This window comes from Clavibacter sp. VKM Ac-2872 (assembly GCF_015351105.1).
Taxonomy (GTDB): domain Bacteria; phylum Actinomycetota; class Actinomycetes; order Actinomycetales; family Microbacteriaceae; genus Clavibacter.
This window is the reverse complement of the sequence record NZ_JADKRR010000001.1, coordinates 124,023-149,269: the sequence shown is the minus strand read 5'-3', so window position 1 is coordinate 149,269 and position 25,247 is coordinate 124,023. Positions and strand designations below refer to the sequence as shown.

At 71.5% G+C, this 25,247-nt stretch carries 24 protein-coding genes; 5 read left to right on the top strand and 19 right to left on the bottom strand.

The features are described 5' to 3' along the window. Positions 1 to 108 precede the first annotated feature (108 nt). Together ITJ40_RS00765 and ITJ40_RS00760 are read right to left on the bottom strand one after the other, a co-directional pair. The gene (locus ITJ40_RS00765; RefSeq protein WP_228511698.1) at positions 109 to 540 is read right to left on the bottom strand and encodes a hypothetical protein; all 432 of its coding nucleotides are present in this window, start codon (positions 538 to 540) and stop codon (positions 109 to 111) included. A gap of 13 nt (positions 541 to 553) precedes the next feature. Continuing rightward, positions 554 to 2,023 carry an MFS transporter gene (locus ITJ40_RS00760; protein WP_194665108.1) on the bottom strand — a complete coding sequence of 490 codons (1,470 nt, stop codon included), beginning with the start codon at positions 2,021 to 2,023 and terminating at the stop codon, positions 554 to 556. A 133-nt stretch (positions 2,024 to 2,156) separates the two neighbouring features. On the opposite strand from ITJ40_RS00760, the gene ITJ40_RS00755 reads away from it, so the two are divergent. Beyond that, a complete protein-coding gene (locus tag ITJ40_RS00755; protein ID WP_194665106.1) occupies positions 2,157 to 2,408 on the top strand; it encodes a DUF4287 domain-containing protein in 252 nt (83 codons plus the stop codon). 17 nt (positions 2,409 to 2,425) lie between these two features. Here ITJ40_RS00755 and ITJ40_RS00750 read toward each other — a convergent pair whose 3' ends face one another. The 5 genes from ITJ40_RS00750 to ITJ40_RS00730 form a co-directional block, all read right to left on the bottom strand. Beyond that, the gene (locus tag ITJ40_RS00750) at positions 2,426 to 3,211 is read right to left on the bottom strand and encodes an NAD(P)-dependent oxidoreductase (RefSeq protein WP_194665104.1); all 786 of its coding nucleotides are present in this window, start codon (positions 3,209 to 3,211) and stop codon (positions 2,426 to 2,428) included. Positions 3,212 to 3,254: 43 nt separating this feature from the next. Beyond that, complete coding sequence (locus tag ITJ40_RS00745) at positions 3,255 to 4,034, bottom strand: IclR family transcriptional regulator (protein WP_194665102.1); 780 nt, start codon at positions 4,032 to 4,034, stop codon at positions 3,255 to 3,257. A gap of 27 nt (positions 4,035 to 4,061) precedes the next feature. Next, positions 4,062 to 4,646: a methyltransferase gene (locus tag ITJ40_RS00740; RefSeq protein ID WP_194665100.1), complete on the bottom strand. Its 585-nt coding sequence runs from the start codon at positions 4,644 to 4,646 to the stop codon at positions 4,062 to 4,064. Positions 4,647 to 4,691: 45 nt separating this feature from the next. Further along, complete coding sequence (locus ITJ40_RS00735) at positions 4,692 to 4,970, bottom strand: hypothetical protein (protein WP_194665098.1); 279 nt, start codon at positions 4,968 to 4,970, stop codon at positions 4,692 to 4,694. Between the two features lie 88 nt (positions 4,971 to 5,058). After that, positions 5,059 to 6,405 (bottom strand): TRAP transporter large permease subunit, encoded by a 1,347-nt coding sequence (locus ITJ40_RS00730; protein WP_194665096.1) that lies wholly within the window; start codon positions 6,403 to 6,405, stop codon positions 5,059 to 5,061. A gap of 207 nt (positions 6,406 to 6,612) precedes the next feature. On the opposite strand from ITJ40_RS00730, the gene ITJ40_RS00725 reads away from it, so the two are divergent. Both ITJ40_RS00725 and ITJ40_RS00720 read left to right on the top strand, forming a co-directional pair. Further along, the gene (locus ITJ40_RS00725) at positions 6,613 to 7,812 is read left to right on the top strand and encodes a glycosyltransferase family 4 protein (RefSeq protein ID WP_194665094.1); all 1,200 of its coding nucleotides are present in this window, start codon (positions 6,613 to 6,615) and stop codon (positions 7,810 to 7,812) included. Positions 7,813 to 8,591: 779 nt separating this feature from the next. Further along, positions 8,592 to 8,963 carry a hypothetical protein gene (locus tag ITJ40_RS00720; RefSeq protein ID WP_194665092.1) on the top strand — a complete coding sequence of 124 codons (372 nt, stop codon included), beginning with the start codon at positions 8,592 to 8,594 and terminating at the stop codon, positions 8,961 to 8,963. A 211-nt stretch (positions 8,964 to 9,174) separates the two neighbouring features. On the opposite strand, the gene ITJ40_RS00715 is transcribed toward ITJ40_RS00720, so the two are convergent. From ITJ40_RS00715 to ITJ40_RS00660, 12 genes are all read right to left on the bottom strand, one after another. Further along, the gene (locus tag ITJ40_RS00715) at positions 9,175 to 10,371 is read right to left on the bottom strand and encodes an ATP-grasp domain-containing protein (protein WP_194665090.1); all 1,197 of its coding nucleotides are present in this window, start codon (positions 10,369 to 10,371) and stop codon (positions 9,175 to 9,177) included. Beyond that, on the bottom strand, positions 10,368 to 11,591 hold the full coding sequence (locus tag ITJ40_RS00710) for an MFS transporter (RefSeq protein WP_194665088.1): 1,224 nt from the start codon (positions 11,589 to 11,591) through the stop codon (positions 10,368 to 10,370). Before ITJ40_RS00710 ends, ITJ40_RS00715 begins: the two co-directional genes overlap by 4 nt. Then, complete coding sequence (locus tag ITJ40_RS00705; protein ID WP_228511696.1) at positions 11,588 to 12,979, bottom strand: Gfo/Idh/MocA family protein; 1,392 nt, start codon at positions 12,977 to 12,979, stop codon at positions 11,588 to 11,590. The genes ITJ40_RS00710 and ITJ40_RS00705 overlap by 4 nt, the downstream gene beginning before the upstream one ends. 16 nt (positions 12,980 to 12,995) lie before the next feature. Then, a complete protein-coding gene (locus ITJ40_RS00700) occupies positions 12,996 to 14,288 on the bottom strand; it encodes a M20/M25/M40 family metallo-hydrolase (RefSeq protein WP_194665086.1) in 1,293 nt (430 codons plus the stop codon). Beyond that, positions 14,285 to 15,151 carry a sugar phosphate isomerase/epimerase family protein gene (locus ITJ40_RS00695; RefSeq protein ID WP_194665085.1) on the bottom strand — a complete coding sequence of 289 codons (867 nt, stop codon included), beginning with the start codon at positions 15,149 to 15,151 and terminating at the stop codon, positions 14,285 to 14,287. The genes ITJ40_RS00700 and ITJ40_RS00695 overlap by 4 nt, the downstream gene beginning before the upstream one ends. Then, positions 15,148 to 15,918: a DegT/DnrJ/EryC1/StrS family aminotransferase gene (locus ITJ40_RS00690; protein ID WP_194665084.1), complete on the bottom strand. Its 771-nt coding sequence runs from the start codon at positions 15,916 to 15,918 to the stop codon at positions 15,148 to 15,150. The genes ITJ40_RS00695 and ITJ40_RS00690 overlap by 4 nt, the downstream gene beginning before the upstream one ends. 170 nt (positions 15,919 to 16,088) lie before the next feature. Beyond that, on the bottom strand, positions 16,089 to 17,174 hold the full coding sequence (locus tag ITJ40_RS00685; protein WP_194665083.1) for a DegT/DnrJ/EryC1/StrS aminotransferase family protein: 1,086 nt from the start codon (positions 17,172 to 17,174) through the stop codon (positions 16,089 to 16,091). Beyond that, complete coding sequence (locus ITJ40_RS00680) at positions 17,165 to 18,013, bottom strand: Gfo/Idh/MocA family oxidoreductase (RefSeq protein WP_194665082.1); 849 nt, start codon at positions 18,011 to 18,013, stop codon at positions 17,165 to 17,167. Before ITJ40_RS00680 ends, ITJ40_RS00685 begins: the two co-directional genes overlap by 10 nt. 107 nt (positions 18,014 to 18,120) lie before the next feature. Beyond that, positions 18,121 to 19,185, bottom strand: a complete 1,065-nt coding sequence (locus tag ITJ40_RS00675) for a hypothetical protein (RefSeq protein WP_194665081.1) — start codon at positions 19,183 to 19,185, stop codon at positions 18,121 to 18,123. Continuing rightward, positions 19,182 to 20,315, bottom strand: coding sequence for an ATP-grasp domain-containing protein (locus ITJ40_RS00670; RefSeq protein WP_194665080.1), 1,134 nt, complete (start codon positions 20,313 to 20,315; stop codon positions 19,182 to 19,184). Before ITJ40_RS00670 ends, ITJ40_RS00675 begins: the two co-directional genes overlap by 4 nt. A 149-nt stretch (positions 20,316 to 20,464) precedes the next feature. Then, the gene (locus ITJ40_RS00665; RefSeq protein WP_194665079.1) at positions 20,465 to 21,760 is read right to left on the bottom strand and encodes an enolase C-terminal domain-like protein; all 1,296 of its coding nucleotides are present in this window, start codon (positions 21,758 to 21,760) and stop codon (positions 20,465 to 20,467) included. Positions 21,761 to 21,830: 70 nt separating this feature from the next. After that, the gene (locus ITJ40_RS00660) at positions 21,831 to 23,084 is read right to left on the bottom strand and encodes a nucleotide sugar dehydrogenase (RefSeq protein WP_194665078.1); all 1,254 of its coding nucleotides are present in this window, start codon (positions 23,082 to 23,084) and stop codon (positions 21,831 to 21,833) included. 351 nt (positions 23,085 to 23,435) lie between these two features. Between ITJ40_RS00660 and ITJ40_RS00655 the strand changes: the two genes are divergently transcribed. Continuing rightward, complete coding sequence (locus ITJ40_RS00655; RefSeq protein ID WP_370531955.1) at positions 23,436 to 24,143, top strand: Pr6Pr family membrane protein; 708 nt, start codon at positions 23,436 to 23,438, stop codon at positions 24,141 to 24,143. 62 nt (positions 24,144 to 24,205) lie between these two features. Beyond that, positions 24,206 to 25,219: a LacI family DNA-binding transcriptional regulator gene (locus ITJ40_RS00650; protein WP_194665071.1), complete on the top strand. Its 1,014-nt coding sequence runs from the start codon at positions 24,206 to 24,208 to the stop codon at positions 25,217 to 25,219. Positions 25,220 to 25,247 lie beyond the last annotated feature (28 nt).

Genomic DNA, 25,247 nt, shown 5'->3' with positions numbered 1-25,247 from the left:
TCCTCACAGAAGCCGATCCGCTCCGGGTACTCTCCCCACACCGCCGCGGTACTGGGCGCCGCGGCCTTCGACGCGGCACGCGAGCGCACGGAGGAGGTCCGTCGCGGGCTACCCCTCCGCGAGCTTCTGGTGCACGCGCGTGCGCGCCTCCGGCCACGCGGCCGGGAGCGACGTGCGCGGCGCCTCCCAGAAGACGAAGACGCTCGACCGCATGCTCGTCGTCTGGCTGCGCTGCGCCGTGGCGTGCGGCTCCTTGCGCGCGTACGCGTAGATCGCCTCCTTCGACTCCGACGCGGACAGCGTCCAGAACTCGCGCTTGAGCGGCAGGGCCCGGAGCGCGACGCCCACGTTGCCCGCCGCGCGTCGCGCCTGGAGCCACGCCTTGATGGAGTGGACGAAGAACGCCGGCACCGCGCGCACGGTCGTCAGCTCGAACCGCGATGCCATGATCACGACCTCGTCGGAGGCGGAGGCGGACGCGGACGCGGATGCGGATGCGGTGCGGGATGCGGGCCCGGAGGTCCAGGGGATCATGGGCATGGTCGTTCCTCCATCACACGGTGGCGCCCGCGCGAGCGGGCCGGGCCGGGTCGGCGACGGCGTCGCCTCCGGTGCTGCTCGGGGTCGGTGCGGCCGCGGACCGGGCGGTGCGCGGCAGGGCGAACATGGCGATGGCGCCGACGCCCGTGATGATCCCGCACGTGATGAGCGCGGGGCGCATCCCGTCCACGAAGGGCTGGCCGGGCAGGTAGTCGCCGTTGCCGACGAAGATCGCGGTGGCCAGGGCGATGCCGACGGCCATGCCGAGCTGGCGGAGCGTGCTGTTCACGCTCGACGCGATCCCGTGCTCCGCGTCGCGGCGCCCCATGAGCACCGCGTTGGCGAGCGGCGCGAAGGTGAGGCCCATGCCGATGCCTGCGACGATCATCGGGACCACGACGGTGCCGTACTCGGTCCGCGCCTCCACGACGGAGGCGATGACGAGGATCGCGCCCGCCTGGAGCGCCAGCCCCACGATGAGCACGGGCTTCACGCCGAAGCGCTGCACGATGAACCCGCTGAGCGGCGCGACGACCATGGGCGCGAGCGTCCACGGCGCCGCGCGGAGGCCGGCCTCGAGCGCGCCGTACCCCATCGACACCTGCAGGAACTGGCTGAGCAGGAAGATCGCGCCGAAGACGCCGGCGCTGAACAGCAGGCCGCCGACGTTCGCGAGCGCGAACGCCCGCTCGCGGAAGAAGCGCAGCGGCAGGAACGCCCGCGGGCTGCGGTGCTCGTGCCAGATGAACGCCGCGAGACCGGCGGCCGAGAGGGCGAAGGCGCCGACGATCTCGGGGGCCGACCAGCCGCGCTCCTCCCCCTCGACGACCGCCCAGATGAGCGGGAGGGTGAACACGATGCCGAGGACGGATCCCGGGCCGTCGAACCCGAGGCCCGTGCCCTTCGACTCCCGCAGCGCGAGCGCCACGAGCACGACGGTCACGACGCCGATGGGCACGTTGAGCCAGAAGATGCCGGGCCACGTGAAGCCCTCCACGACGGCGCCGCCGATGATGGGTCCCGCCGCGATGCCGAGGCCGTTGACGCCGCCCCACACGCCGATCGCGATGGGCCGCGCCTTGGGCGTGGTGGAGGCGGAGACGAGCGCGAGGGAGAGCGGGACGATGCCCGCGGCCCCGAGGCCCTGCAGCGCGCGGGCCGCGATGAGCATCTCGGAGCTGGTGGCGAGCGCCGCGGCCGTCGACGCGAGCGTGAAGAGCGCGACGCCGCCGAGGAAGACGCGGCGGCGGCCGATGCGGTCGCCGAGCGCCGCGACCGGGAGCATGAACGCGGTGAACACCACGCTGTAGGAGTTGACGAACCACTGCAGCTGCTCGACGGTCGCGTCGAGGTCCTGCTTGATGATCGGCAGCGCGAAGGTCATGACCAGGCTGTCGAGGGCTGCCATGAACATCGGCAGGGACGCCGCGGTGACGGCGAGGACCACTCCGCGCGGCGGGCGGTCGGCGAGTTCGCGGGACATCGGTCTCCCCGGGGTCGGTGGTGGGTGGACACGTGGATAGTAGCACTTCCTAGTCACCGCCTACAGGGCCGGATCGCGCAGGCACCGGACCATCGGCCTCGCCACGGCCGAGCGCCGCCGGTACCGTCGCAGCATGAACGCGCACGGCATCGTCGCCCCGCCCCCGCCGCCCGACGGGCAGAAGGCGAAGGGACCCGCCTCCTACTTCCCGAGCATCGAGACGACGTACGGGCAGCCCGTGCAGCACTGGATCGACCTCGCCGACGCGCGCCTCGACGAGGAGCCGCACATGCGGGTGGTGGCCTGGCTGAAGGCCGAGCACGGCCTCGGGCACGGGCACGCGAACGCGGTCGTCGCGTTCGTGAAGGCGGCCCGCTCCGCCTGACGCGCGCGCCGGTCGCGCTAGGCCCGCCCGGCCGCCCGCTCCTCCGCGGCGAGCCGCCCGAGGACGCGCACCGACGCCTCCGACATCTCGGCGGGCACCCCGAGCGCGCCGAGGTGCTCGACCACCGACTCCATCTCGTGCCCGCGCCGCACCGCGTGCTTCCGGCTGCCCGACTCGTAGCGCTCGATCTTCGCGGGCACGTCGCCCGAGAGCTGGCCCGCGATCTGCTCGCGCACCCAGTCCTCGCATCCGGCCGCGCGCCCCGCGGTGACCGCCTCGACGACGACGGCCGCGAGGCTCTTCATCAGCACGCTGCGGAGCAGCTTGCGGCTGGTCGCCTCGCCGGCCGGCCCGTCGATCCGCTCGACCTCCGCGCCGAGGGAGACGAGGTACGCCTCCACGTCGCGGGCGGCGGATCCGCTGACGATCGTCTCGGTGCGCGCGCCCTTGGTGGGCACCGGCCCGAGGATCGCGACGTCGGCGAAGCGCGCGCCCGCGTCCTGGACCGCCCGCTCGACGCGCGCCATGACCTGCGGCGACGCCGTCGTGAAGTCCGCGTAGACGGCGTCGGCGCCGAGGTGGGGTGCGGCGTCGGCGGCGATGCGCTCGCTGAGCGCCGCGCCCGTGAGCACGACCACGAGGTCGGCGCCGGCGACGGCCTCGGCCAGGGTCGCGGAGCGCTCGACGCCCTCGGGCGTGGTGGGCGCGGCGGGGTCGAAGCCGGCGACGTCGTCGCCGTGGGCCGCGGCCGCTGCCGCGTAGATCGCTCCGGCTTCCCCGAGTCCGATGAACGCTGTCCTCATCGTGCGTCTCCTCCTCTGCCGGGCGCGCGTCGCGACCCGGCGTCTACCGCTCCACGGCGGCTGCCGCTCGGCGCAGTTCCGGCACGCGCGCCTCGAGGCGCGCGCGCGTGATGGTCTCCGACGGGCCGGATGCGGAGATCGCCGCGACGACCTCCCCCGCCCGGTCGTGGATCGGGACGCTCACCGCGGCGACGCCCGTCTCCCGCTCGTCGATCGAGATGTGGAAGCCGTCGCGGCGCACCGCCTCCAGCTGCGCCCGCAGCTCGTCGGCCGACACCGTCGCGCCGCCGGCCGTGTCCGTGCTCCCGATCCGGGTGAGCACCCGCTCGCGCTCCTCCTCCGGGAAGGCCGCGAGGATGTTCTTGCCCGCCCCCACGTGCAGCGGGAGCCGCCGGCCGAGCGGCAGCTGGTACCGCAGCGGGTCCTCGCCGTCGACGCGCACCGTGAGGATCCGCTCCTCGCCGATCCGCACGTACAGCGACGCCGTCAGCCGCGTGCTGTCCGCGAGCTGCTGCAGCACGGGCCGGGCCCGGGCGCTCAGCGGATCGCTCGTGAGGAAGCCGTTCGCGATCCCCAGGGCCGCCGGCCCCACGCGGTACTCGCCGTGCTCGACCGTGACCCAGCCGCGGCGCTGCAGCGACCCGAGGATCCGCAGCACGGTCGCGTTCTGCAGGCCGGATCCGCGGCTCAGCTCCACGAGCCGCAGCGGACCGTCGCCCCGTTCCAGCAGCTCGAGCAGGTCGAGCGCCCGGTCGACGCTCCGGACGGTCGACGACGGGGTCTCCGCGGCGGCGGGGCGGCTGTCCGGTGGGGTGGCTGGCATGTGCCCCATCGTCCCAGGCGGCGGGGGTCATCGCGCGGCGATGATCGACGCCCGGGTCGCGGACTCGTCTGCGTGCTTGGCCTCGGCCCGGTCGGTGACGGCCGCGGCCTCCGCGGCGGGCACGATCGCGAGCCCGTCGGCGTCGCCGAGCACGATGTCGCCCGGCATCACGACGACCGTCCCGATGGCGACCGGCACCTGGATCCGGTACGGCCCGTTCCGGTACGGACCCGCCGGCGTCACGGCGCGCGCGAACGCGGGGAAGCCCATCTCCTCGAGGTCGTCGACGTCGCGCAGGGCGCCGTCGATCACGATGCCCGCGCAGCCGGCGGAGCGCAGCCGCTCGCCGATGAGCTCGCCGACGAGCGCGCGGTCGCGGACGCCGTGGCCGTTCACGACGAGCACGTCGCCGGGCCGCAGCCGCCCGAGGGCCTCGTGGATCCCCGCGTTGTCGCCGCCCGCGACCTCGACCGTGACGGCGGGGCCGGCGACGCGGGCTCCGCGCCACACGGGACGGATCCCGGAGTCGACCACGCCGAGGCGGTCCATGGAGTCGCCCACGTTGGCGACGGGGAGGGCGGCGAGCCGCCCGAGGGTCGATGCGTCCGACATGGGGTTCCTCTTCTTCCGGTGGGTGATGCGGGTGGGCCTGTCCGCCTAGTCGGCGGGCTTCCAGCCGTGGACGTAGGAGAGCAGCAGGGTCCAGATCCCGAGCACCCCGGCGACGCCGAAGGTCCAGGGGCTGAGCGCCGCGGATGCGCCGGTGATGAGGCCGCCGTCGACGATCACGAGGCCGACGACCTGGAGCAGCACGAGCACGGTGCCGAGCGCGAGCATCAGCACGAGGAGGGCGACGAAGACGGCGGTCATCACGCGGATGGCGCGCAGGCGGGCCGGGCCGTGGGTGGTCTCGGCGGGGGGCTTCTCTTCGCTCATCAGCTCCTCCTCGGGGCGGTCGTGCGACGGGTCGTGCGGGCGGGGACGGGACGGACGGGCGCGGCGGATCCGCGCGGGGCGGCGGCCATCAGTGCGGCACCGGCAGCCAGCCGGGTCCGATGAGGGCCGCGATCGCGAGGATCGGCAGCACGTACAGCACGATGAGCGGCACGAACGTCTTCACCGGGTTGACCTGCGCGATGCCGGTCGCGATGTAGATGGCCGACGCCCCGGGCGGCGAGGCGCCCTCGGTCGAGGCGGCGACGAGCACGACGCAGGCGGCGAGCACGGGATCCACCCCGGAGGCCACCAGCACGCTGAACCCGATGCCGCCGATGGTCGCGATCGTGGCCGTGGAGCTGAGCGGCCCGGCGACGAGCACCACCATGACGGCGACGATGATCGACATCACGACGGGCGACGCGTCGAGCCCGTTGAGCACGCTCGACAGCTGCTCGGCGAGACCCAGCTCCGTGAGCACGGCCCCGCCGGCGAAGGCGAACACGAGGGTGGCGCCGATGTCGCGGTAGCGCGGCGCGGTCTTCGCGACGAAGCCGTACCACTCGCGGCCGGACCGGGGCAGCCGCCGCCAGCCGAGCGCGGCGGCGAACAGGCCGAGGAGGACGGGGATCCAGACGATGATGCTGATGGACTCCATCACCTCATCGCCGAGCACGCCCGTGAGCGACTCGCCGGTCGGCCCGAGGGTGACGAGCACCGGGATCACGATCCCGAGGAACACCAGGAGCGACGACCAGCCCTGCTTGAACGACCGGCCGAACGGCAGGATGTCCGCGGCGGACACCCGCCCGATCTCGTGCTTGCGCACGAAGTAGAAGACGACGACCAGCCGCCAGAGGATGCACCAGGCCGCGGCCGCGAACATCGCGAGCAGCAGCTCGTCGATGGAGACGTACGGCGCGACCGTGGCGGTGCCGATGAGGATGAAGAAGGACGCGCTCGGCGGGATGACCGTGCCGTTGCCCGCGTTGCCGGCGATGAGCGTCGCGGCCACGTGCGGCGGCCAGTTCGAGCGCTTCATCCACGGGATCGCGACGGAGCCCATGGTCGCGGCGTTGGCGGATCCCGAGTGGGCGACCGCGCCGAACAGCGCCGACCCGACCGTGGCCACGTACCCGGCGCCGCCGCGGAGGCGGCCGAGCAGCGAGTTGAGGAGGTCGACCTGCCGGTCGATCACCCCCGTCGAGGCGAGAAGGAAGCCGATGAACGTGAAGGCGAGCGCCGCGAAGACGATCTCCTGGTCGAAGGCCGCCTGCATCCCGGCGAGCACGAGCCGCGGGAACTCCCCGCCGCCGAACGCGCAGACGACGAGGAACCCGACGACCATCGCCTCGCCGATGCCGCGCTTCAGCGCGACGCTCCAGACGACGATGATCCCGATGTACGAGATGAGGGCCCAGACAGCCAACCCCATGTGTGTCTCCGCTCTCCATTGAGTGGTGCAGTTCGCTGTGCGGACTGAAAGTTCGTTTTGATGAGCATGGAGCCCGGCGCCGAGGATGTCAAGATCAGCGCCGCCGCGCTATCGCATCGTGCGCCGGCGCGGGCGGATCATCCCGAGCGGGCCGCGTCTCCCCAGGCCGCCGCCGCTTCTCCGCGCGGGGGGTTAGCGTCAGCCGCGATGAACACGCTCTGCCCCCTCCTCGTGATGGACTACGCCTTCTCCTACCTCGGTGGAGCCCAGACGGCCGTCGTCCAGCAGGCGCTCGCGCTCGCGCGCGCGGGCCACGCGGTCACCGTCGCGGCACCCGACGCGACCTCCGTCCGCGCGCTGCACGGCACGGGCGTCGCCCTGCACGACGTCGCGCCCACCCTGCCCGTGCCCCTCCTCGGCCTGCCGGTGATCCGCGCCGACGCCGCCACCCACCGCGACCTCGGCGCGCTGATGGACGCGGCCGGCACCGACCTCGTCCTCACGCACTCCGAGCACGGGCTGGCCGCGACCGCGCTCCGGCTCGGACGCGCGCGCCGGATCCCGACCCTGCACACCGTGCACACCTTCTTCCTGCGCGGCCCGGCCTGGGGCGCCTGCCTCGCGCCCGCCGTCACGGCCGTCCACCACGCGATGACCGGGCTGCCGGATCCGCGGGTGCGGCTGGCGCCGCGCCGCCTCGACAGCGCCCTCCGCGGCATGAGCCTCGCCGTCTGCCGCGAGGCCGACCTCGTGATCTCCCCCTCCGCGCACCAGGCCGTCGCCCTCCGGCGCGCGGGCCTGCCCGCCGTCGAGGTGCTGTCGAACACGAGCTGCACCGCGCGCGGCGCCTCCGCCGAGCTCCCCGCGAGCGGCGCGCTGCGGCTCGTCTGGGCGGCGCGGTTCGCCCCCGAGAAGCGCCTCGACGTGATGCTGCGGGCGATGGCCCTGGTCGCCGACCGGAGCGGGCCGGACGCCGTCCACCTCGACCTCGCGGGAGGCCGGCCGCGCGCCGCCGTCCCGCCCGGCGTCACCGTGCACGGCCGCGTGTCGACCGCCACGGTCACCGCGCTCCTCCGCGGGGCGCACGCGGCCGTGATCACGTCGCTGGGCTACGACAACCAGCCGATGATCGCCCTGGAGGCCTTCGCGGAGGGGCGCCCGGCGCTCGTCAGCGACCCCGTCCTCGCCGCGGAGTTCGGCGGGGCGGCGCTGCTCGCGGACGCCACGGACGCGGAGGGGCTCGCCGCGGCGATCCTCCGGCTGGCCGCCGACCGCCGCCTCCTCGACGCCCCCGCCGCGGAAGCGCGTCAGCTCGCCGCCGCCGTCGCCCCCGCCGCGCACGCGCGCGCCGTGGAGGAGGCGTGCCGTCGCGTGGGCGGCGCGCGGCGCGGATCGGCCCCGGCGTGAGCGGGCTCGACGTGATCCTCGCTTTCGGGAGGGGGCGTTCAGGAGGCTGCGCGGGGCCATCCACTCGTCATGCTGGCTTCCCCGCCCTCTGCCGGCCTCGCGCCGAGGCCGAGCCTTCCTCTCCGAAGCGCTCAGCCGTCAGCAGCCGTCACGGAGGCCTGCTCTGACCGACGATGAGGCTCCGGGCGAGCGCCGTCGACACCGACCGACGAACACGTGCCGTGCATCGGCAGATGTCCGCCGGGCGCTCTTGAGCCGGACGCATCCGCCGTGATCAGCGCCTGGCGCACGAGGACCTGTCCGCGACGAGGCCTCATCCACGATCTCGATGCTCCCGGAAGGGTCTGGACAGCGCCCTTCCCGCTGGAGACCATGACCCGGTGGATGAAGCGCGCATCGGCACGGCAGGACCGCTCTACACGGCTGAGCAGTACGAGGCCCTCAGCGGCGCCGAGCGGCAACGCCTCCGGCCGGACATGACGTGCCCCGAGTGCAAGGCGGACGCGTACTTCGTCCGGCACGCCATCAACGGACGCCCGGCGTGCTTCGGCGCGAGGCCCCACGGCACCGACTGCGAGCTGGCGACGACCGGAGGGGAGGAGAGCTCCGGACAGCTGGACGACGCTGATGCGATGGATCCTGCCGATGGCGGCTTGGTCCTCCGCCCCATGAACCACGACGCCCCCGGCCACGTCACCGATGACATCGACGGAGATGAGGGAGACCGTCGTGGCCGACGACACGGAGGAACGCGGGTACCCGGACGATCACGGCGCGGGATGAACCTGAACAGGCTCCTCCGACGCCTCATCCGCATGCCGGGGTTCGCGAGAAGCGCGGCGCCCCTGACGCTGCCGGACGGTACGCGGACGACCGTGCGCGACTGGTGCGTGCCGGCGTCGACGGCCTACCCGAGGTGCCTCAACCTGCGTCGCATCTTCTGGGGCACCATCCGCTATGCCCATGTCGACGACGACGGCGGAGCGTGGCTGAACCTCGGTCGCGGAGACCAGCCGACCATCCGCCTGAAGAGCGACTTCTCGGCGTCTCTTCTCACCGGTGCCCACATCACCGATGCGGCCGACCTGCTGGGTGCGGCGTTCTCCTACTACGGGCACCTCCGCCGCTCGAGCAAGAACGACCGCCTCTAGTTCTTCCCCGAGGACCCCGAGTGGTTCACCGTCCGGCTGGCTCCCCAGGATCCGACCTCCTGACGTCTCGGGAGCCAAGGCGCTCCGGACGAGGACGCGGCCCTGGTCGAAGTCGCATCGGAGTGGGTCCGCTGCGCTGACACGATCCCGACACGGTCGGTCCCCTTCGCGAGCCACGACTTCCGAGCTCCACCACGCGGCCACGCCGGCGTCAGGGCGGGGTGACTCGTACTCGGAGATGTCCCGCAGCTTCCCGCGCGGCGTCGAGGGCGGTCTGCGCGTCCGGTGCCGTGGTGACGACCAAGGCGACGCGGTCGAAGCTCCCGCGCAGGGGTCCCACCAGGGAGCCCGGCTTCTTGAGCAGCTCCACGCTGTGCACACGGGCGACGGCTCGCGCCTCGTCCTCCCCTTCCACGCCGACGAGGACGGCATCCGGGCCGTCGATCGGAGGCACGAACCAGACCGCAGCGGCGTCCGAGCGCCGGGGAAGCAGGGATGGCGGCGACACGGGGAGACCCGCCCCTATCGAGGCGGCGAGGGCCGTGTAGTCGACGCCGGTCGCGAGCTCGACGAGCAGGGCGATCCTGTCCCCGCCCATCCGGTCGTGGCTCTCCACGAGCCGCGGTCCTTCATCGGTGAGGATGAACTCGGTGTGCCCGGCGCCCTGCTGGAGGCCGATCGCGTCGAGGACCTGCACCGCGGCGGAGGCCAGGGCCATCTGGTCCTCGTCCGCGATGCGGGCGGGGAGGACGTGCCCGCACTCGACCGGGCTCGCGTCGAACGTGAACTTCTCCGTCACCCCGAGCACGTGGTGCACGCCATCGACGCTCAGCGTCTCCACGCTGAACTCGGGACCGATGAGGCGCTCCTCCAGGAGCACGCCGGTCGTGGACAGCGCAGAGGCGACCCGGACAGCGTCCATCAGTTCGGATGGCGTCTCCACGACGCTCACGCCCATGCTCGCCTCGCTGGCGACCGGCTTCACCACGAGCGGGTAACCCAGGTCGTCCGCCGCTCGGACGAACGTGCCCTCAGGCGTCCCGGCGTCGAGGAGCGCCCATCGCACGGATCCCGCTGCGACACCTGCTGTCCGCTGTCGCGTCACGACCTTGTCGGCGAAGCGGGCGGCGACGTCCAGATCCGCGGAGTGCGGCACACCGAGACGCTGGGCGATGCGGACAGCGCGGGAGGCGTAGGCATCGTGGTAGAACACGACGCGGTCGATTCCGATCAGCGGGGCGATCAACGGGTCCTCGACGCCGTCGTCTGCGAGGGGGACGACCGCGCTGTAGTGCTCGCGGTCGCTGTCCACCACCTTGTCGGGCTCGATGATCAGGACCACCTCGTGACCGGCATCGATCAGCCTCCGGTGACACGGGCGGTTCGTCCCCACGGCTGCGAGCTTCATGCTGATCCTCTCCCTGCTGCGTCTGGGGTCCTCGATCGTGAGGCGAGTCCGCCGACGAGGACCGCGAGGAAGGCGGTCGCCGACGCGGCGCCCCAGAAGGCAGAGCCTTCACCGTCGGTTCCGAGACGCGCTGCCATTGTGATCCCGGCCGCGGAACCGAGCGCCTCGCCTGCCGCCGTCGACAGCGAGAGCACGGCGTAGGCGGTCGCCCGGAGAGCGCTGTCGACACGGCCGGCGATGGCGACATCCACCGCGGGGACGAACGAGGCCTCGGCGAGCGAGAACACCAAGACCATGGCGAGCAGCCCGGGGAGGGACGGGACCACCGCGGCGATCCCGAAGGCCACGCCGAACAGGACCAATCCGACCAGGATCCACACTGCAGGCCGTTCGCCGAAGACACGCCGCAGGGCGAACGACACGGGTAGCTGCAGAGCGATGATGGTGACCGCGTTGACGGCGATGAGCAGCCCGAGGGCGGACGGGTCGAAGTGCTGGTGCAGGATGACCGGGAGCGAGCCGAAGAGCTGCGCGTAGAAGAACCACCCGAAGGCGCTCACGAGCAGGAGCGGCCACAGGCGCTCGATCCGGAACACGTCCCTGTACGGGTGCCACCACACGGAGGTGCGGCACTGCCCCCGGGCCGGGACACGGAGCGAGATCCCCCCGAGGACGCCGGAGAGGGCGTACAGCAGGCCCAGCATCAGGAATACGGTCTCCTGCCCCGACGAGGAGAGCACGAGGATGGCGACCGGCGATGCGATGGCGCTCGCGACGTTGATCGAGATGTTCACGACCGAGAAGAGCAGCGATCGCGATCTGATGCCGTCACTCGCATCGGCGGCGGCCTGCTTGCTCGCGAGCCCGTTCACCGAGACGCCGAGTCCTGCCGTCGCGGTCAGGACCGCCGTGGACAGGAAGCCGTCGCCTCTCGGTAGAGCAGCGATCGAGGCACCTGCGACCAGGCACCCGACGAGCATCGCCCAGTTCGGAGGGATCCGGTCGAGCACGAACGAGATCGGGATCTTGGACACCTTGGATGAGACGGTGAACACCACGGAGCACAGCGCGACGAGATCGGGACGCATGCCCGCGTCGGTCAAGGAGAGGACCAGCACGGCCATCAGACCGAAGTACGCGAGGCTGAACGCGCCGTAGTGCGCGATGACCAGACCCGCCCGACGGGTGAGTCGCGGTGCCGTCGATTCGACGGTGGTCACGGGGTGACCGTCCCGGAGGACGGGCCCTGATTCGACCACGCTCCCGGGTCATCGCTCTCGAGGAACTCCCGCTGTCGACCTTCGCGGATCACGATCGCGTCGCCAGGCCGCAGGTCGACGTCCTCGGCGGTGATCACCCTCTCCGAGCGCAGGATGATGTTGAGGTGGTTGGGCATGTGGCTCTCGTCGACTCCGGCGAACTCCCCGAGGCACGCGCCGTCGTACCAGAAGGTGTCCCCTCGGGTGATCATCGCGCCGGCTCGGAACTCGATGAAGCCGAGGTAGCCGACGTGGTCCACGGTGCCGCCGGCGATGTCGGTGCAGTCCGTGGTGACGACGAGCTCGTGGATCTCGCCGCTCGAGAAGCAGGCCGATCCCTGCTGCCCGAGGACCATGCCCCGCCGATCGGTCTCATGGAACAGGGTCCTGATGACCCGCGTCTCGACGTCGAGCTTGCTCGCCATCCGGAGCCGGGTGTGGCGCCGCCGAGCGACGTGGGCAGCGCGTGCCACCGTCTCCACGATGCTGGTCTGGGACAACCCGTCATCGCCGTCCTGCACGCAGCGCACGAAGTCCGCGATGATGCCCTCGTACTCGTGCGCGAGCGATCCCTTGAACTCGGTGAACCCGTCGAGCATGTTGGCGCGGTCCGTCGCGCCGTCCTCGAACTCGACCTCGATGTCCTTGAGTTCCCCGCCCTCCCAGGCCCAGTCGAGCTCCACCTCCACCGAGGCGCCGGAGCCGGCAGACAACCGCAGCTGGGCGTAGTGCTCGAGGCCGCCGCGGACGTCGCCGAACTCGCAGTCCTCCAGCACCATCTCGCCCACCACCGCCCGGGCCATGTCCAGTGCGTTCGGCCCGTTGTCGATGACGCAGCCGCCGCCGCACCGTTCCTTGTCCAGGTACCACGTCTCACCACCGGTGTGCTCCCGGATGTCCTCGTGATAGCGCACACGGACGGCGGTCACCGGTGCTGCGCGGCCCCGGACGCGCTGCGTGAGCGCGATGAGGTTCCGGTTGAAGCGACGGTGGAACGCCGTCCGGAGCACCAGCTGCCTTCGCGTCGCCAGGTCTACGAGCGCCTCCGCGTCGGCTGGCAGGACCGTCAGCGGCTTCTCGCAGACGACGTGGAGCCCTGCCTCGAGCAGGTCGCGCACGACCCGGACGTGCTGGTCGTTGGGCAACGCCACCACGGCGGCATCGCAGACCTGAGCCCGGATGAGCTCCTCATGGGAGGCATACCGCCCGACTCCCTCCTGGTCGAAGCGCGCCGTGCGGGAGACGTCGAGGTCGCACACGGCCGTCAAGCGCGTCGCGGCATCGCCGTCGATGGCGGGGATGAACTCATTCGCGATGGCGCCGAGTCCGATGATCGCGATCCGCATCATGTGTCGCTCCGTCCTGTCATCCCTGATCCGCTTCCGGTCCCGCGAGCTCGCCGGCGAACTCCGACATGAGCATCCGCACCCGCCGGGAGAACTCATCGAGCTCGTCGAGGTCGACGTGCTCGTCAGCGGTGTGGGCGCCGTTGCGTCCGAGATCACCCGGCCCGAGGACGACGACGTACTCATCGCGCCCGCTCCCCCAGACCGCGTCGCAGGTGAACGCCACTTCCACCGGCGGCTCCTCGGCTCTTCGGAAGCCGCTGCGCGACAGGACCGCCTCGAGCCTCGTGTCCCTGTTCTCCAGGGCCGGGACCCCGCGCTTCTGCCACCTGAGCGCGAAGACGTCGTCGTGCTCCACCGCGGTGCGCTGCATGACGGCGAGGTGCCCGAACCGCCGGGCGAAATCGGGGCCCAGCATCTCCACCGCCTCCGTCACCGCACGCCCCATGGCGTCACGTGCCGCGTCGTCGTAGTACGCGATGTTCAGCTTGAGGCTGCCGCTCCCGTACACGCGGTTGTGCTCGGATCCGGTGTGGATCCCGGCGACGCATAGCTTCGCCCCGACTCCCTCCGCCACAGGGGCGAGCTGCGTCACGAGCTCGACGGCCGCATGGGCGAGCACCAGGGTCGCGTTCGTGCCGGACTGGGGTGCATCGTCGGTGCTGTCGTCGCCCGCGACGACGAGCTCAGGGGTCATCACCCCGCTCGCTGAGTCGACGACGCGCTGGGAGGTCGGTTCCAGGAAGACCATGAGCGCTCCCCGGACGTCGGGACGGCGGAGGACGTCCTTCGTCCCGTAGAACCCGAACGCACCGCCTTCCTCGCCGGGCACCACGGTGACCACGACGCCGATCCTCTCGCGGAGGTCCGGCTGGTCCGAGAACGCGTCGGCGATGCCGATAAGGGCCGCGATGCCCGGACCCTTGGCGTCGACTGCTCCACGTCCGCGCAGGCATCCGCCGTCGAGGGAGGGTTCGATGTGGGGACCGACGGTGTCGATGTGGAAGTTGAACACGATCGTCCGCCGCGGGTCGGTCGTGTCGCCGATCGACAGGATCACCGTCGATTGCTCCTCGAGGAAGTCCCCCTCCCCCGACGCTATCGCCTCCCGGACGGCCGTCGGCAGATCCGGATCAGCGAGTACCGCCGCACCGGGCACGTGCGGCGGGCTCGCCCGGAAGCCACGCGCGAGCGCTCCCGCCGACACCCGTCGTTGCGCGTCGCCCGTCGCACGCGGCTCACCTCCTTCGAGGGGGGAGACGCTCGCGACGCGGAGGACGTCGAGCAGCCAGTCGAGATCGGCATCCCTCATGCAGCTGCCCCTCGCGGTCCCGTCGCGCCCTCGAGGACTCGCTCGACGTCGCGCATGCATCGCTCGTACGACCGTGCGAGCGCGTCATCCGCGTTGCTCGTGCCCAGATGCGGCTGACGCTCGACGTGGGGTTCGATGCTGTAGAGGCCGCCGTACCCGTGCTCCTCCAGGAGCTCGATGCACTCGCGTACGCGCGAGCTGCCAGTGGCGACCGGGACGAAATCGACCCCGCCGGGCCCGCGGACGCTGTCCTTGACGTGCACGTGTCGGACGTGCTCCATGACCGGCTGCAGGAATTCCACCGAGTCATAGCCGTAGCTGACGCCGTTCCCCGTGTCGAAGATCAGCGCGAGGGCATCGGAGTCGACGGACGCGAGGAGATCCAGGGTGTTCACCGCCGACAGGCCGGCCCAGCCGTCGCAGTTCTCGATGAGGAGCGTCACCGCCGCCTCCTCCGCTGGAGCCACCAACTGCGAGAAGCGCGTGATGACGGCGTCTCGCCACGCAGCGGGATCACGGCCGTCGTTCGGATAGGACATGACGCGGATGCCCGTGCTCCCGTAGGCGCGGGCGATGTCGATGAATCGCGAGAGCTGCTCCAGGTCCTCGTGGATGGGTCGACCGATGTCGAACGCCCAGCTCCCGATCGGGCTGTCGATGACGGGGACCGACAACCCGACGTCCTCCAGCTTCGCCGCGTGCTCGATGTGGGTCCGCATCGGGAAGCGATCGAGCCCCGTCTCGTCGAACGTCCTCAGCTCGAGGTTCGGGATGCCGAGCCGCGCGTGCAGGGCGCGCTGCCCTGCGAATCCGGACGCGCCCTCGTCGGTGATGCCGCTCAGACGCGAGCGCCATGCGCTCACCACGGGGCACCTCCCTCGGTGACGAGGACCGCCGGCTCGTCGGTCGGCTCCAGAGCGGACGCGATCGATCTCACCAGCTCCATCATCTCGTCGGCGTCCAAGTGCGTGGGCACCGTGATCATGGACTCCTCCCCCACCTCCCGCCACCGCACGCCAGCCAGGTCCAGGACCGTTGCGAGCGGACCCGGGACGCGAGCCACGCGGACACCGCCACCTCCGTCGATATCCGCGACGTGGTGGGGCGCGAGCCCGACGAGCGCGGTCTCGAGGGCCCGTGCACGCGCCCGGATGTCCGCGCGCCGAGGGACGAGGGCCTGCAGCTCGCTGAGGAGGTACGAGGCCAACGCATCATCGACGCGCGCGTTGATGCCGACCTGCTCATGATGGAATCGCCTGCCCACCGGCTGGCCGTGATTGCGGAGCGCGCGGAGGCGTTCGGCCACCTCGGCGCTTCGCGCGAACACGACCGCGATCTCGCCCGGCGCTGAGACCTCGCTGCTCCCCCCGACGTCCCAGATGACGGCGTCGAACCCCATGGTGGTCGCCGCCGCCGCCGAGAACAGCTCACGGACGACGACGGCCGTGGTCCGTCCGCCGTATGCGCTCGTGGGCCGGAGGTCAGGCCAGCTGCAGATGTCCCAGCCCTGCGTCAGCGAGGGAGACCGGGGGAACTCCGCCCACTTCGAGCGTCGAGCGGCGCGGATCCCCGCCTCGACGTCCGCGGGAAGGCCGCCACCTCGGACCGGCTCTCGAGGGTCCGCCGTCATGGCGAGGAGGAGGACCGCGCCGAAGGGACCGCTCGTCCCGACGGCATGCCATCCGACGACCGCGGCTGCGGCGCGCTCGAATGCCTCCGTGCTGCCCTTGAGGATGAACTGCCCGGAACCCGCGACCGCCAGGACCGATTCCTCCAGGAGCTCGCTGTCGAACCGGTGGTTCATCGTCCCGCCTCTCCCTGCATCGTCGCTCTGATGACCTGGCAGACGGTGTCGACGTCGCTCGAGTCCATGTCGGCGTAGAGAGGCAGACCCAGCGCCCGGGTCGCGGCTCGCCTGGCGACAGGGAACTCGGGCGAGTCCGGCCCACGGAAGCACGGTTGATCGGGGATGGCGCGGGGGTAGTAGATCTCGGTCCCGACCTCGGCTGCGGCAAGCGCGTCGACGAGCTCGTCACGGCGGTCGGACTCGATCAGGTAGACGTACCAGACGGACGAGTCACCAGGCCCAGGGAGCGGGGATGCGGGCGTCTTCACGTGCGGCACGGATCCGAGACGCTCGGTGTACCGCTCGGCGAGTTGCCTTCGCCTGTCGATCTCACTGTCGAGGCGATGGCTGCGAGCGAGGAGGACGGCAGCCTGGAGCGCGTCCATGCGGCTCGTCCACGGAGCGGGCCCGCGCCCCTCGACCGCATCGCGCGCCCGTCGGGCTATGCCGGCGTCGTCCGTCAGCACGGCTCCACCGTCACCGACCCCACCCCAGGTCTTCGTGGGGAAGAAGGAGAGCGCGCCCCCTGCTCCGAAGAGGCCGGCGTGCACGCCGGCCCGTCGCATGCCGATTGCCTCCGCGCTGTCCTCGACCAGCACGAGGTCGCGAGTGGCGCAGAGGTCGGCTACGGCGACGACGTCGGCCATCGTGTGGAAGAGGTGGACCAGCAGCACCGCTCGTGTCCGAGGGGTGATCGCCTCCTCGATCGCGCTCACCGTGGCCGCGTAGGAGTCCGGGTCGATGTCGACGAAGACCGGCACTCCCCCGGCGTGCACCACGCACGAGGCGCTGGCGAAGAAGCTGTAGGCCGGGACGATGACCTCGTCGCCGGGCTCGACGCCGGCTGCGATGAGCAGCGCGATCAAGGCGTCGGTACCCGAGTTGCAGGCGATGGAGTGCCGGGCGCCCGTACGCTCGCGGATCTCCGCCTCGAGCTCGGCGACGAGCGCGTCTCGCTGGTCCACTCGCTGGAGTCCGCGTCGGAGCTCGACGATGTCCGCCTCCAGCCCGCGGACCGAGGTGAAGAAGCTCACTGACATGTCCGACCTCGTTCCATGTGTCCTCCCTCGTGTTCTGCGTCCCTGAGATGGAGCGTCAAGCTGGCGGCTTCCAAGTGCTCCGTCATCGAGACGGGCATCTGCTCCCCGACGCCGACGAACACCCGGTACGCGCTGAGCAGGAAGTCGTCGAGCGGCCGCTCGGGGACGCGCTCGACGCGGTGCCCGTGGGAGACGGTCGCGTGCAGCTCCTCCCGGGATCTCGGGAGCTCCACGCTGATCGCGCCGGATGACGTCGTCAACTCGAGGCGACGTTCACGTTCGCCGCCGTCGAGAGACGAGTGCAGCGTCGACACGGCGCCGCTGACATGCCGGAGCTCCACGGAGCAGGCGACCGGATCGGCCTCTCGACGGGCCGCGATGACCGACGCGCTGCGGACGGGCCCCAGGAGATGCCGCGCCAGGAGGGTCATGTGCGGGAGCTCCACGTCGAAGACCGAGGCGGTGCCGCCTCTCCCCTGCGCCGCGTCACGGCGGCGGTCCTTGTGCTGATGCATCTCCAGTCGGCATGACGCAGCGGCGCCGCTCTCCACGGCTCGAGCGACGATCGTCCGCACATGCCGGATGGACCGGGCGTGCGGCCAGACCGCGACCGGGATGACCCTCGCCGACGGGTGGCCCGCGAGGAGGTCCGAGAAGCGCCCCAGATCCCGCCCGTGAGCGGCGATCGGCTTCTCGACGATGATCTCGCGCGCCCCCAGCGACAGCGCTTCCTCGAGGACGTCCACGTGGGTGTCCGCCGGCGTGCACACGTGGACGATGGATGCTGCGATGCTCCGTTCCGCCGCACAGTCGACGAGCGTGGGGAACGCGCCGTCCACCGACGGGTCCACGAAGTCGATCTGCCGGTCGGGGAAGAGGCGCTTCGTCGCTACGGCGTGCAGGCGTCGCCCGGCGACGCCGGCCCCGACCACGATCGTGGAGGCCTTCACAGCTCGAGGGCGCTCTCGTACCGGGAACGCGCTGCCGCATCCGCGGCGGCCGCCACCGGGGCGAGCCCCGCGTGCCGCTCAGGGTCGAGCGCGAGGAAGTTGAATGTCGCGGGTACCGGGATGAGACCGCGCAGCTGCTTGAAGCGGTGGGCGTTCTTGCCGAGCCAGACCCGATCCACACCTGCCCGCGTGGCCTGCATCAAGGGATCGAGGTAGCCGAGGTTGGCGTAGAGGCGGTCCGGGACGTCCCCGGACGGTCGGCCCCACCGCAGGACGTGCATCGTCGAGTCGTCGCGGAGCGCCATGACGTAGCCGACGAGGCGTCCGCTCTCGTCCTCGGCCACACGGATCGTCGCGCCGGGCAGGGAGGCGAACCGGGCGAACGCCTCGTCCCGGAACTCCGCGCGCTCGTGCCCGTAATCGCTCATGAAGTCGCGGTGCATCCCCAGCGCGAACCGTTCGTCGCCTGCTCGCCAATCGCGGAAGCGCGTCCCGGTCAGGGCGAAGCGATTGCGGTCGTTGGTGAACTGCTTGCGTGCGGTCCTCGGCATCGACGCGATCAGCTCCTCGAGATCGCCGCGCCCCGCGCAGTCGACGTACCAGTCGGCGTCGTAGAACACCGCCCGGTACCCCAGCTGGCCCAGCAGGTCCTGGCGATCCTCATCGTCGACGTCGACCCAGGGCACGACGATGCCGTCGTAGCCGAGGAGCCGGGCCTCCCGGTGGATGCGCTCCATGAGCGGGGCGAGCTTCGAGCCGTCCCCGTAGAGGGTGTGCCGGAACCGCACGGACGCTCCGAGGACGAGCCACCTCCGCCCGATCCCATCGTCGCTCGCGCCGAGCAGCTTGGCCAGATCGAACGTCAGGGGGACGCGCGTCCCGGTGAAGTCGAAGCCGACGACCGCGGCGTCACCGGCGTCGTCGCACCAGGTCCGCGTGTCGACGTCACCTGCCAACGAGTCGCCCAGGAACTCGAGGGTCGACCATCGACGCATGGGGTCCGAGGCCCGGGAATCGATGATCCCGATCGGCAGGCGGGCCTCGCCGGTCTCCGCGATCACAGCGCCCCACCTTCCTCTCCGAGGATCATGAGAGCCTCCACAGCTGATGTCGCGGCCGACATCGCCGCGTCCGCATCAGCCGCGACGACGCGCACGCGCGCGATCCGGTCGAGGGATGATCGGGCGGGGACCACGCCGTCACCCGGGTGCACGAGAGGCTTCGCCTCCCGCACACCCGGCGTCCCCTGCACCGCTTCGATCCCCTCGACCGAGTGCACCCGCCCCGGGCGCTCCGCGAGTGCGAACCACACGGCAGCCGCTCCGACGTAGTGCCTCCCCGCGCGCGCGGTCTCCTCAGCCCACGCGGGCGGGGTGAACCCCCCGGTCGCCGCCTGGTCCACCGTCGCCTCGTCCAGCACCCACCCCGTGGCATCGGCCACGAGCTCGAGGATCTCATCGCCGGCTTTGCGGAGGTGGGTCTCGATGATCTCGACGCCATGGGGACCGGACATGACCTCGGTGTGGGTGACCCCGTGCCGCACATCGAGCGCAGTGAGGACGGCGTCGACGTACTGGGCGATTGCGCGGTGCTCGGGCTCGGGGATCCGGGCCGGGACGACATGCCCCACCTCGACATGGGACCGCTCGTCGATGAACTTCTCCGTGATGGCCGCGATGTGGTGTTCGCCCTCGTGGGTGAACGCCTCCACGCTGAACTCACGTCCTGAGACGAACTGCTCGACCATCGGCGTCGAGGCGACCAGGCATGCCCGTTCCGCCCCCGCATCGGCGCCGATCTCCGACGCGTAGGCGAAGGCCTCGACGAGCTCGCTGTCGTCCGCGACGACCCGCACGCCGGCGCTGCCGCGGCCGCCGTTCGGCTTCACCACGAGCGGATAGCCCAGGTCCTCAGCGCACGTCAATGCTGCTGAGGCGTCACCGGGTCGCCCGGACCGGACCGCCGTGAGGCCTTCGCGACGAAGCGCCTCGCGCATCGCGTGCTTGTCGTTGACGAGATCGACGAGTCCGGGCTGGTGGTAGGCCAGTCCGAGCTCCGAGGCGATGAGGGCGGCCTTGTCCTGATCGATCTCCGCGAGAGCGGTCACCCGGTCGAACGGCCACCGGGAACGGATCCACCGGGCCGTCTCGACCCATGCCTCGCCGGTGGCGTCCTCCGGCAGCAGCCCCACGAAGTCGTTCCGCTCCGGGCTCGAGATCAGCCCGAGGGCGGAGCTCCGGCCGAGGACGACCGTACGGAGCCCGGGCGCCCGCGACCGGATGAGGTCGTGCAGCCCGCGCCCGCCTCCGACGAGCAGGATCCTCGACATCAACGGCTCGCTCAATACGTCGTGAACCGGGGCACGGCACCAGTCCAGTCGGGGTCGACCGCGCGCATCGGTGTGACGTCGTCGCGGGTCCTCACGCCGCACGTCCGCCACTGCTCGTGCAGTGCCGCCACGGCGTCCTCGTCCACCTCGATCCCGAGACCGGGCCCGGCGGGGACCGCCACCGCCCCGTCCTCGATGGGCAGCGGTGTCCGGTCGGACAGCACGTCCTCCGTCTGCCACGGGCGGTGGGTGTCGCATGAATAGCGCATCGTGCGGGAGACGGCGCCGAAGTGCGTCATGGCGGCCAGGCTGATCCCGAGATGAGTATTCGAGTGCATCGAGAGCGACAGATCGAAGGTCTCGCACAGCCGGTCGAGCTCGACCGATCGCCGAAGGCCTCCCCAGAAGTGGTGGTCCGAGAGAAGGATCTGGGGCGCACCTGCCCGGACGGCCTCAGGGACGTCCTCGAACGCGGTGACGCACATGTTCGTCGCGAGGGGCATATCCACGCGCCGCGCCACCTCAGCCATGGCCGACGTGGACGCGACGGGATCCTCCAGGTAGTCGACCTTGCCCTCGAGCCTTCGCCCGACCTCGATCGCGACGTCCACGGTCCACGCTGCGTTCGGGTCGATGCGGATCGGGAGCCCCGGGAGCGCGGCCTGCAGCGCGAGCACCGTGCGCACCTCCTCCGCCGGCGGCAACACCCCGCCCTTCACCTTCAAGGATCGGAAGCCGTGTTCGCGGACCATGCGCTCGGCCTCTCCCACCATGGCCTCGGCGGACAGCACCTCACCCCAGGTGTCGGGCTCATACGGGGCGTCAGGGTGCTCGCCCCACTTGTAGAACAGGTACGCCGAGAAGTCGACACGATCTCGTATGCGACCACCGAGCAGATCGGATACCGGGCGCCCGAGCGTCTTCCCCTGGATGTCGAGGCAGGGGACCTCGAACGCGGAGAACACGGCCGCGCGGGTCTTCTGCGAGGCCGCATCTGCCATCGGGTACCCGGCGCCGGCGGGCCTCTCGTCGCCGGTCTCGTTGACGCTGGTCCGGAGCTCCTCCTCGACGATGCCGGCGATCCGGTTCGTGTCGAAGGGGTCGATCCCCACGATCTGCGGGGCGAGCCTGTTCAGCCATCGGAGCATGACGTCGTCACCGTAGGTCTCGCCCCATCCGACCACGCCATCCGACGTCGTCACCTTGAGGACGGACCGGAGCGCGTGGGTCTGGTGCACCCCCTCCGAGTTCAGGAGGGGCGGGTCCTTGACCGCGATGGGCGTGATGGAGATGTCGGCGATGTGCATGTGCTTCCTCTCGTTCGGTGATGCAGGGCGAAGACGGGCCGGATGCGGTCGGCATGTCGGACGGTGATGTTCAGAGCGTCACGAGCGCGCTCCGCCCGAGCCGGCCACGAGTGTCGATGATGGGGACGCCCGCCTGCTGCAGACGTGAGTAGTCGTTCTCGCCGTGATCGGTGACGAGGACGGCGATCGCGGCTCGCCGGATGTCCTCGTCGGACAGGCGCCCGTGCACTCGGATATCGCCGAGGTCTCCGTCGCCGACGACGGGGTCGTACACCACCACCTCGTGTCCGCGGGCCCGGAGCCCCGCGACGACGCTGATGGCCGGGGATTCACGCACATCGGCGATCCCCGGCTTGTAGGCGGCGCCGATCACGATCACCACCGCCCCTGCGCCGTGGTGATCGAGATGGGCGGACACGACGCCAGCGATGTAATCGGGCCGGCGTTCGTTGACGCGGTAGGCCGACTCCACGAGATCGAGACCCATGCCCGCTGACGCATTCGCATCCCATGCGAGGTAATGGGGGTCGATCGGTATGCAATGGCCCCCGACGCCGGGCCCGGGTGAGAACGCCATGTACCCGAAGGGCTTCGTGCTCGCTGCCCTGATCGCCTCGCGCACGTCGATTCCGCGTTTGTGCCCGTATTCGGCCAGCTCGTTCACCAACCCGATGTTCACGAGCCGGAACGTGTTCTCGAGGAGCTTGGCGAATTCGGCTTCGCGCGTCCCTGACACATCGACCGTCGGGATGCCGAGCGATGCGTAGAAGCCGCGGATCTCGTCCAGGCACGCAGAGGTGACTCCGGACACGAGTTTCGGCGTCGACCGCGCATCGTGGGCGGGATTGCCCGGATCCACACGCTCAGGGCTGAAGCCCAGGTGCAGGGAGGAGCCGATGCGCCTTCCCGTGACCCGCTCCAGGACGGGTCCGATGATCTCCTCCGTGGTCCCGGGGAAGGTCGTGGATTCCACCACCACGGTCGCCCTGCTGTGGAGGGCGTTACGGAGCCCGCCGATGCTCGCGAGAACGAATCTGAGGTCCGGGCGGCCTTCGCCGTCGAGGGGCGTGGGAACGGTGATGACCACCACATCCAATTCGCGGAGCTCGGTCGTGTCGCTCACCACCGAGTATCGCCCGCTCTCGTGGGCTTCACGGAGATCTCGATCCGACACATCATCGATGTACGACGAGGAGGCGGCCAATCGACGCGCTCGCGCGTCTGAATTCTCGACCCCGAAGACGACGTGGCCCGCGCGCACGGCCGTCAACGCCAGCGGGAGTCCCACATATCCCTGGCCTATGACTGCGACGCGCTGCTTCATGGAATCCATGCTTCCCTCGATCTGCCGGGTCCGACAGACGGATCCCCTCGCGTGGAATCGGGGAGAAGCGTCAGTCGATATCCCCGAACCCCGCCGACTATAACCACGCCTTCGGCTATTTCGCGAGCGTTGATCCCGCCATCCGGACATGCTGTATGATCCGCCCCACCTCGCCCGCTGAAGTCGCCGGCGCATGCCCTACCTCGTCGCGCTTTCCCCTTCGCGAAGACGGAGACCGATCGACCGCGAGGTCGCCCCCCCGGATTGGGCCGCGCGGCCACGCGGAGGCGCGCGACCACGCGACCGGCCGCGCCGACCGGCAGCGGGGCCGCGAGCGTGGGATCCTCGTCCGTGCGCATCCTCCTCTCCGTCGTCCGCATCGCCACCGCGATCGCCGCCGTCATCGGCGTCATCGCCCAGTACCACGTCAACTTCGCCTACTGGCAGGACATCGGCGTCACCGGCATCGCCGGCAAGTCGCTCGACTTCGCCCTGTTCTTCACCGTCGACGCGAACCTGCTCGGCGCGGTCGTCCTGACCGTCGGCGGCGTGCGGCTCGCGCGGGGCCGCGTGGTGGATCCCGGGGTCGGCTGGGTCACGCTGCGGCTCGCGTCCACCGTCTACCTCGTCATCACGGGCATCGTCTGGAACCTGCTGCTGCGCGGCCAGCCCCAGCCGGAGGCGCTGAAGCTCGACTGGGCCGACCAGATCGTGCACGTCGCCGTGCCGCTGATCGTGCTGCTCGACTGGATCATCGCGCCCGACCGCCGGCCGCTCCGCGCGGGCGCCATCGGCCGGGTCATCGCGTTCCCCCTCGCCTGGATCCTCGTCACGCTCCTCCGCGGCCCGTTCACCGGCGACGAGGTCTTCCGCACCGCCACCTACTACCCGTACGGGTTCCTGAACCCGGACTCGTCGCCCGGCGGGTACGGCACGGTCGCCGCGTACGTGGTCGGCCTCACGCTCGCGGTCTGCGCGATCACGGGCGCGCTCATCCTCGTCTCGCGGTTCCGCGCCCCGGCCGACCCGCATCGGGCCGCGGACCCCGCTATACGCTGAGCACGCGCCCGGCCGACGACCGGGCCCGCGCCGCCCGACCTCGAGGAGCCGCCATCCCGACCATGCGAGAGGTCGCCGCGCGCGCGGGGGTCTCGATCGCCACGGTCTCCTTCGTCGTCAACGGCACGAAGCCCGTCTCCGCGCCGACGCGGCGGGCCGTCACCGAGGCGATGGAGGAGCTCGGCTACCGCAACAACGTCGTGGCCCGCGCGCTCGCCAGCAAGCGCACCCGGATCGTCGCGCTGCTGTTCCCCGCCGACGTGCAGCGCCTCAGCCGCATCGCCCTCGAGATCTTCATGAGCGCCGCCACGCGCGCGTCGGAGCTCGGCTACCACCTCGTGCTCTGGCCCACCGACACGTCGCCCGACGACGTGTCCGACCTCGTGAGCGGCCGGCTCGTCGACGGCGTCATCGTGATGGAGGTGCGCATGGACGACGCGCGCATCCGGGAGCTGGCGGCCCTCGACGTGCCGTTCGTCTCCATCGGGCGCACGGCCGAGACCCGCGACCTGCCGTTCGTCGACATGGACTTCGCGCGCACCGTCGCCGACGGCCTCGACCATCTCCAGGGCCTCGGGCACCGCCGGTTCGGGCTCCTGGTGGAGGACCTCGAGGGCGGGCCGCTGCGCGGGTACGGCCCGACGACGCGCACCGAGCGGGCGTTCCTCGGGGAGACGGCCGCGCGCGGGCTCGGCGGCCGGGTCGCCCGGTGCGCGCCGACGCCCGCGGGCGGACGCGCGGCGGCGGGCGAGCTCCTGGCGGCGGATCCGGGGATCACCGCGGTCATGCTCCTCAACGACCCGGCGGCGCGCGGCCTCATCTCGGGGCTCGACGCGGCGGGGCGGCGCGTGCCGGACGACGTCTCGATCCTGTCGCTCGCCTCGTCCACGGAGGCGGGCGCGCTCGTCGAGCCCGCGCTCAGCACCATGGACGCGCCCGGCCAGGAGCTCGGCCGGCTCGCCGTCGAGACGCTGCTCGCGCGGCTCGACGGCACGGCCGCGGAGCTGCCGCACGCGCTGCTGCCGTGCCCGCTGCACGTGGCCGCGTCGACCGGGCCGGCGCCGGCCGCCCGCTGAGGCGCGGGCGACCGGCAGCCGGCGCGGC

What these genes read in the sequence shown, in the direction of transcription:
- ITJ40_RS00765 (WP_228511698.1), bottom strand. Translation starts at nt 540, where the DNA reads ATGCCCATGATCCCCTGGACCTCCGGGCCCGCATCCCGCACCGCATCC.
- ITJ40_RS00760 (WP_194665108.1), bottom strand. Translation starts at nt 2,023, where the DNA reads ATGTCCCGCGAACTCGCCGACCGCCCGCCGCGCGGAGTGGTCCTCGCC.
- ITJ40_RS00755 (WP_194665106.1), top strand. Translation starts at nt 2,157, where the DNA reads ATGAACGCGCACGGCATCGTCGCCCCGCCCCCGCCGCCCGACGGGCAG.
- ITJ40_RS00750 (WP_194665104.1), bottom strand. Translation starts at nt 3,211, where the DNA reads ATGAGGACAGCGTTCATCGGACTCGGGGAAGCCGGAGCGATCTACGCG.
- ITJ40_RS00745 (WP_194665102.1), bottom strand. Translation starts at nt 4,034, where the DNA reads ATGCCAGCCACCCCACCGGACAGCCGCCCCGCCGCCGCGGAGACCCCG.
- ITJ40_RS00740 (WP_194665100.1), bottom strand. Translation starts at nt 4,646, where the DNA reads ATGTCGGACGCATCGACCCTCGGGCGGCTCGCCGCCCTCCCCGTCGCC.
- ITJ40_RS00735 (WP_194665098.1), bottom strand. Translation starts at nt 4,970, where the DNA reads ATGAGCGAAGAGAAGCCCCCCGCCGAGACCACCCACGGCCCGGCCCGC.
- ITJ40_RS00730 (WP_194665096.1), bottom strand. Translation starts at nt 6,405, where the DNA reads ATGGGGTTGGCTGTCTGGGCCCTCATCTCGTACATCGGGATCATCGTC.
- ITJ40_RS00725 (WP_194665094.1), top strand. Translation starts at nt 6,613, where the DNA reads ATGAACACGCTCTGCCCCCTCCTCGTGATGGACTACGCCTTCTCCTAC.
- ITJ40_RS00720 (WP_194665092.1), top strand. Translation starts at nt 8,592, where the DNA reads ATGAACCTGAACAGGCTCCTCCGACGCCTCATCCGCATGCCGGGGTTC.
- ITJ40_RS00715 (WP_194665090.1), bottom strand. Translation starts at nt 10,371, where the DNA reads ATGAAGCTCGCAGCCGTGGGGACGAACCGCCCGTGTCACCGGAGGCTG.
- ITJ40_RS00705 (WP_228511696.1), bottom strand. Translation starts at nt 12,979, where the DNA reads ATGATGCGGATCGCGATCATCGGACTCGGCGCCATCGCGAATGAGTTC.
- ITJ40_RS00700 (WP_194665086.1), bottom strand. Translation starts at nt 14,288, where the DNA reads ATGAGGGATGCCGATCTCGACTGGCTGCTCGACGTCCTCCGCGTCGCG.
- ITJ40_RS00690 (WP_194665084.1), bottom strand. Translation starts at nt 15,918, where the DNA reads ATGACGGCGGACCCTCGAGAGCCGGTCCGAGGTGGCGGCCTTCCCGCG.
- ITJ40_RS00685 (WP_194665083.1), bottom strand. Translation starts at nt 17,174, where the DNA reads ATGTCAGTGAGCTTCTTCACCTCGGTCCGCGGGCTGGAGGCGGACATC.
- ITJ40_RS00665 (WP_194665079.1), bottom strand. Translation starts at nt 21,760, where the DNA reads ATGCACATCGCCGACATCTCCATCACGCCCATCGCGGTCAAGGACCCG.
- ITJ40_RS00660 (WP_194665078.1), bottom strand. Translation starts at nt 23,084, where the DNA reads ATGAAGCAGCGCGTCGCAGTCATAGGCCAGGGATATGTGGGACTCCCG.
- ITJ40_RS00650 (WP_194665071.1), top strand. Translation starts at nt 24,206, where the DNA reads ATGCGAGAGGTCGCCGCGCGCGCGGGGGTCTCGATCGCCACGGTCTCC.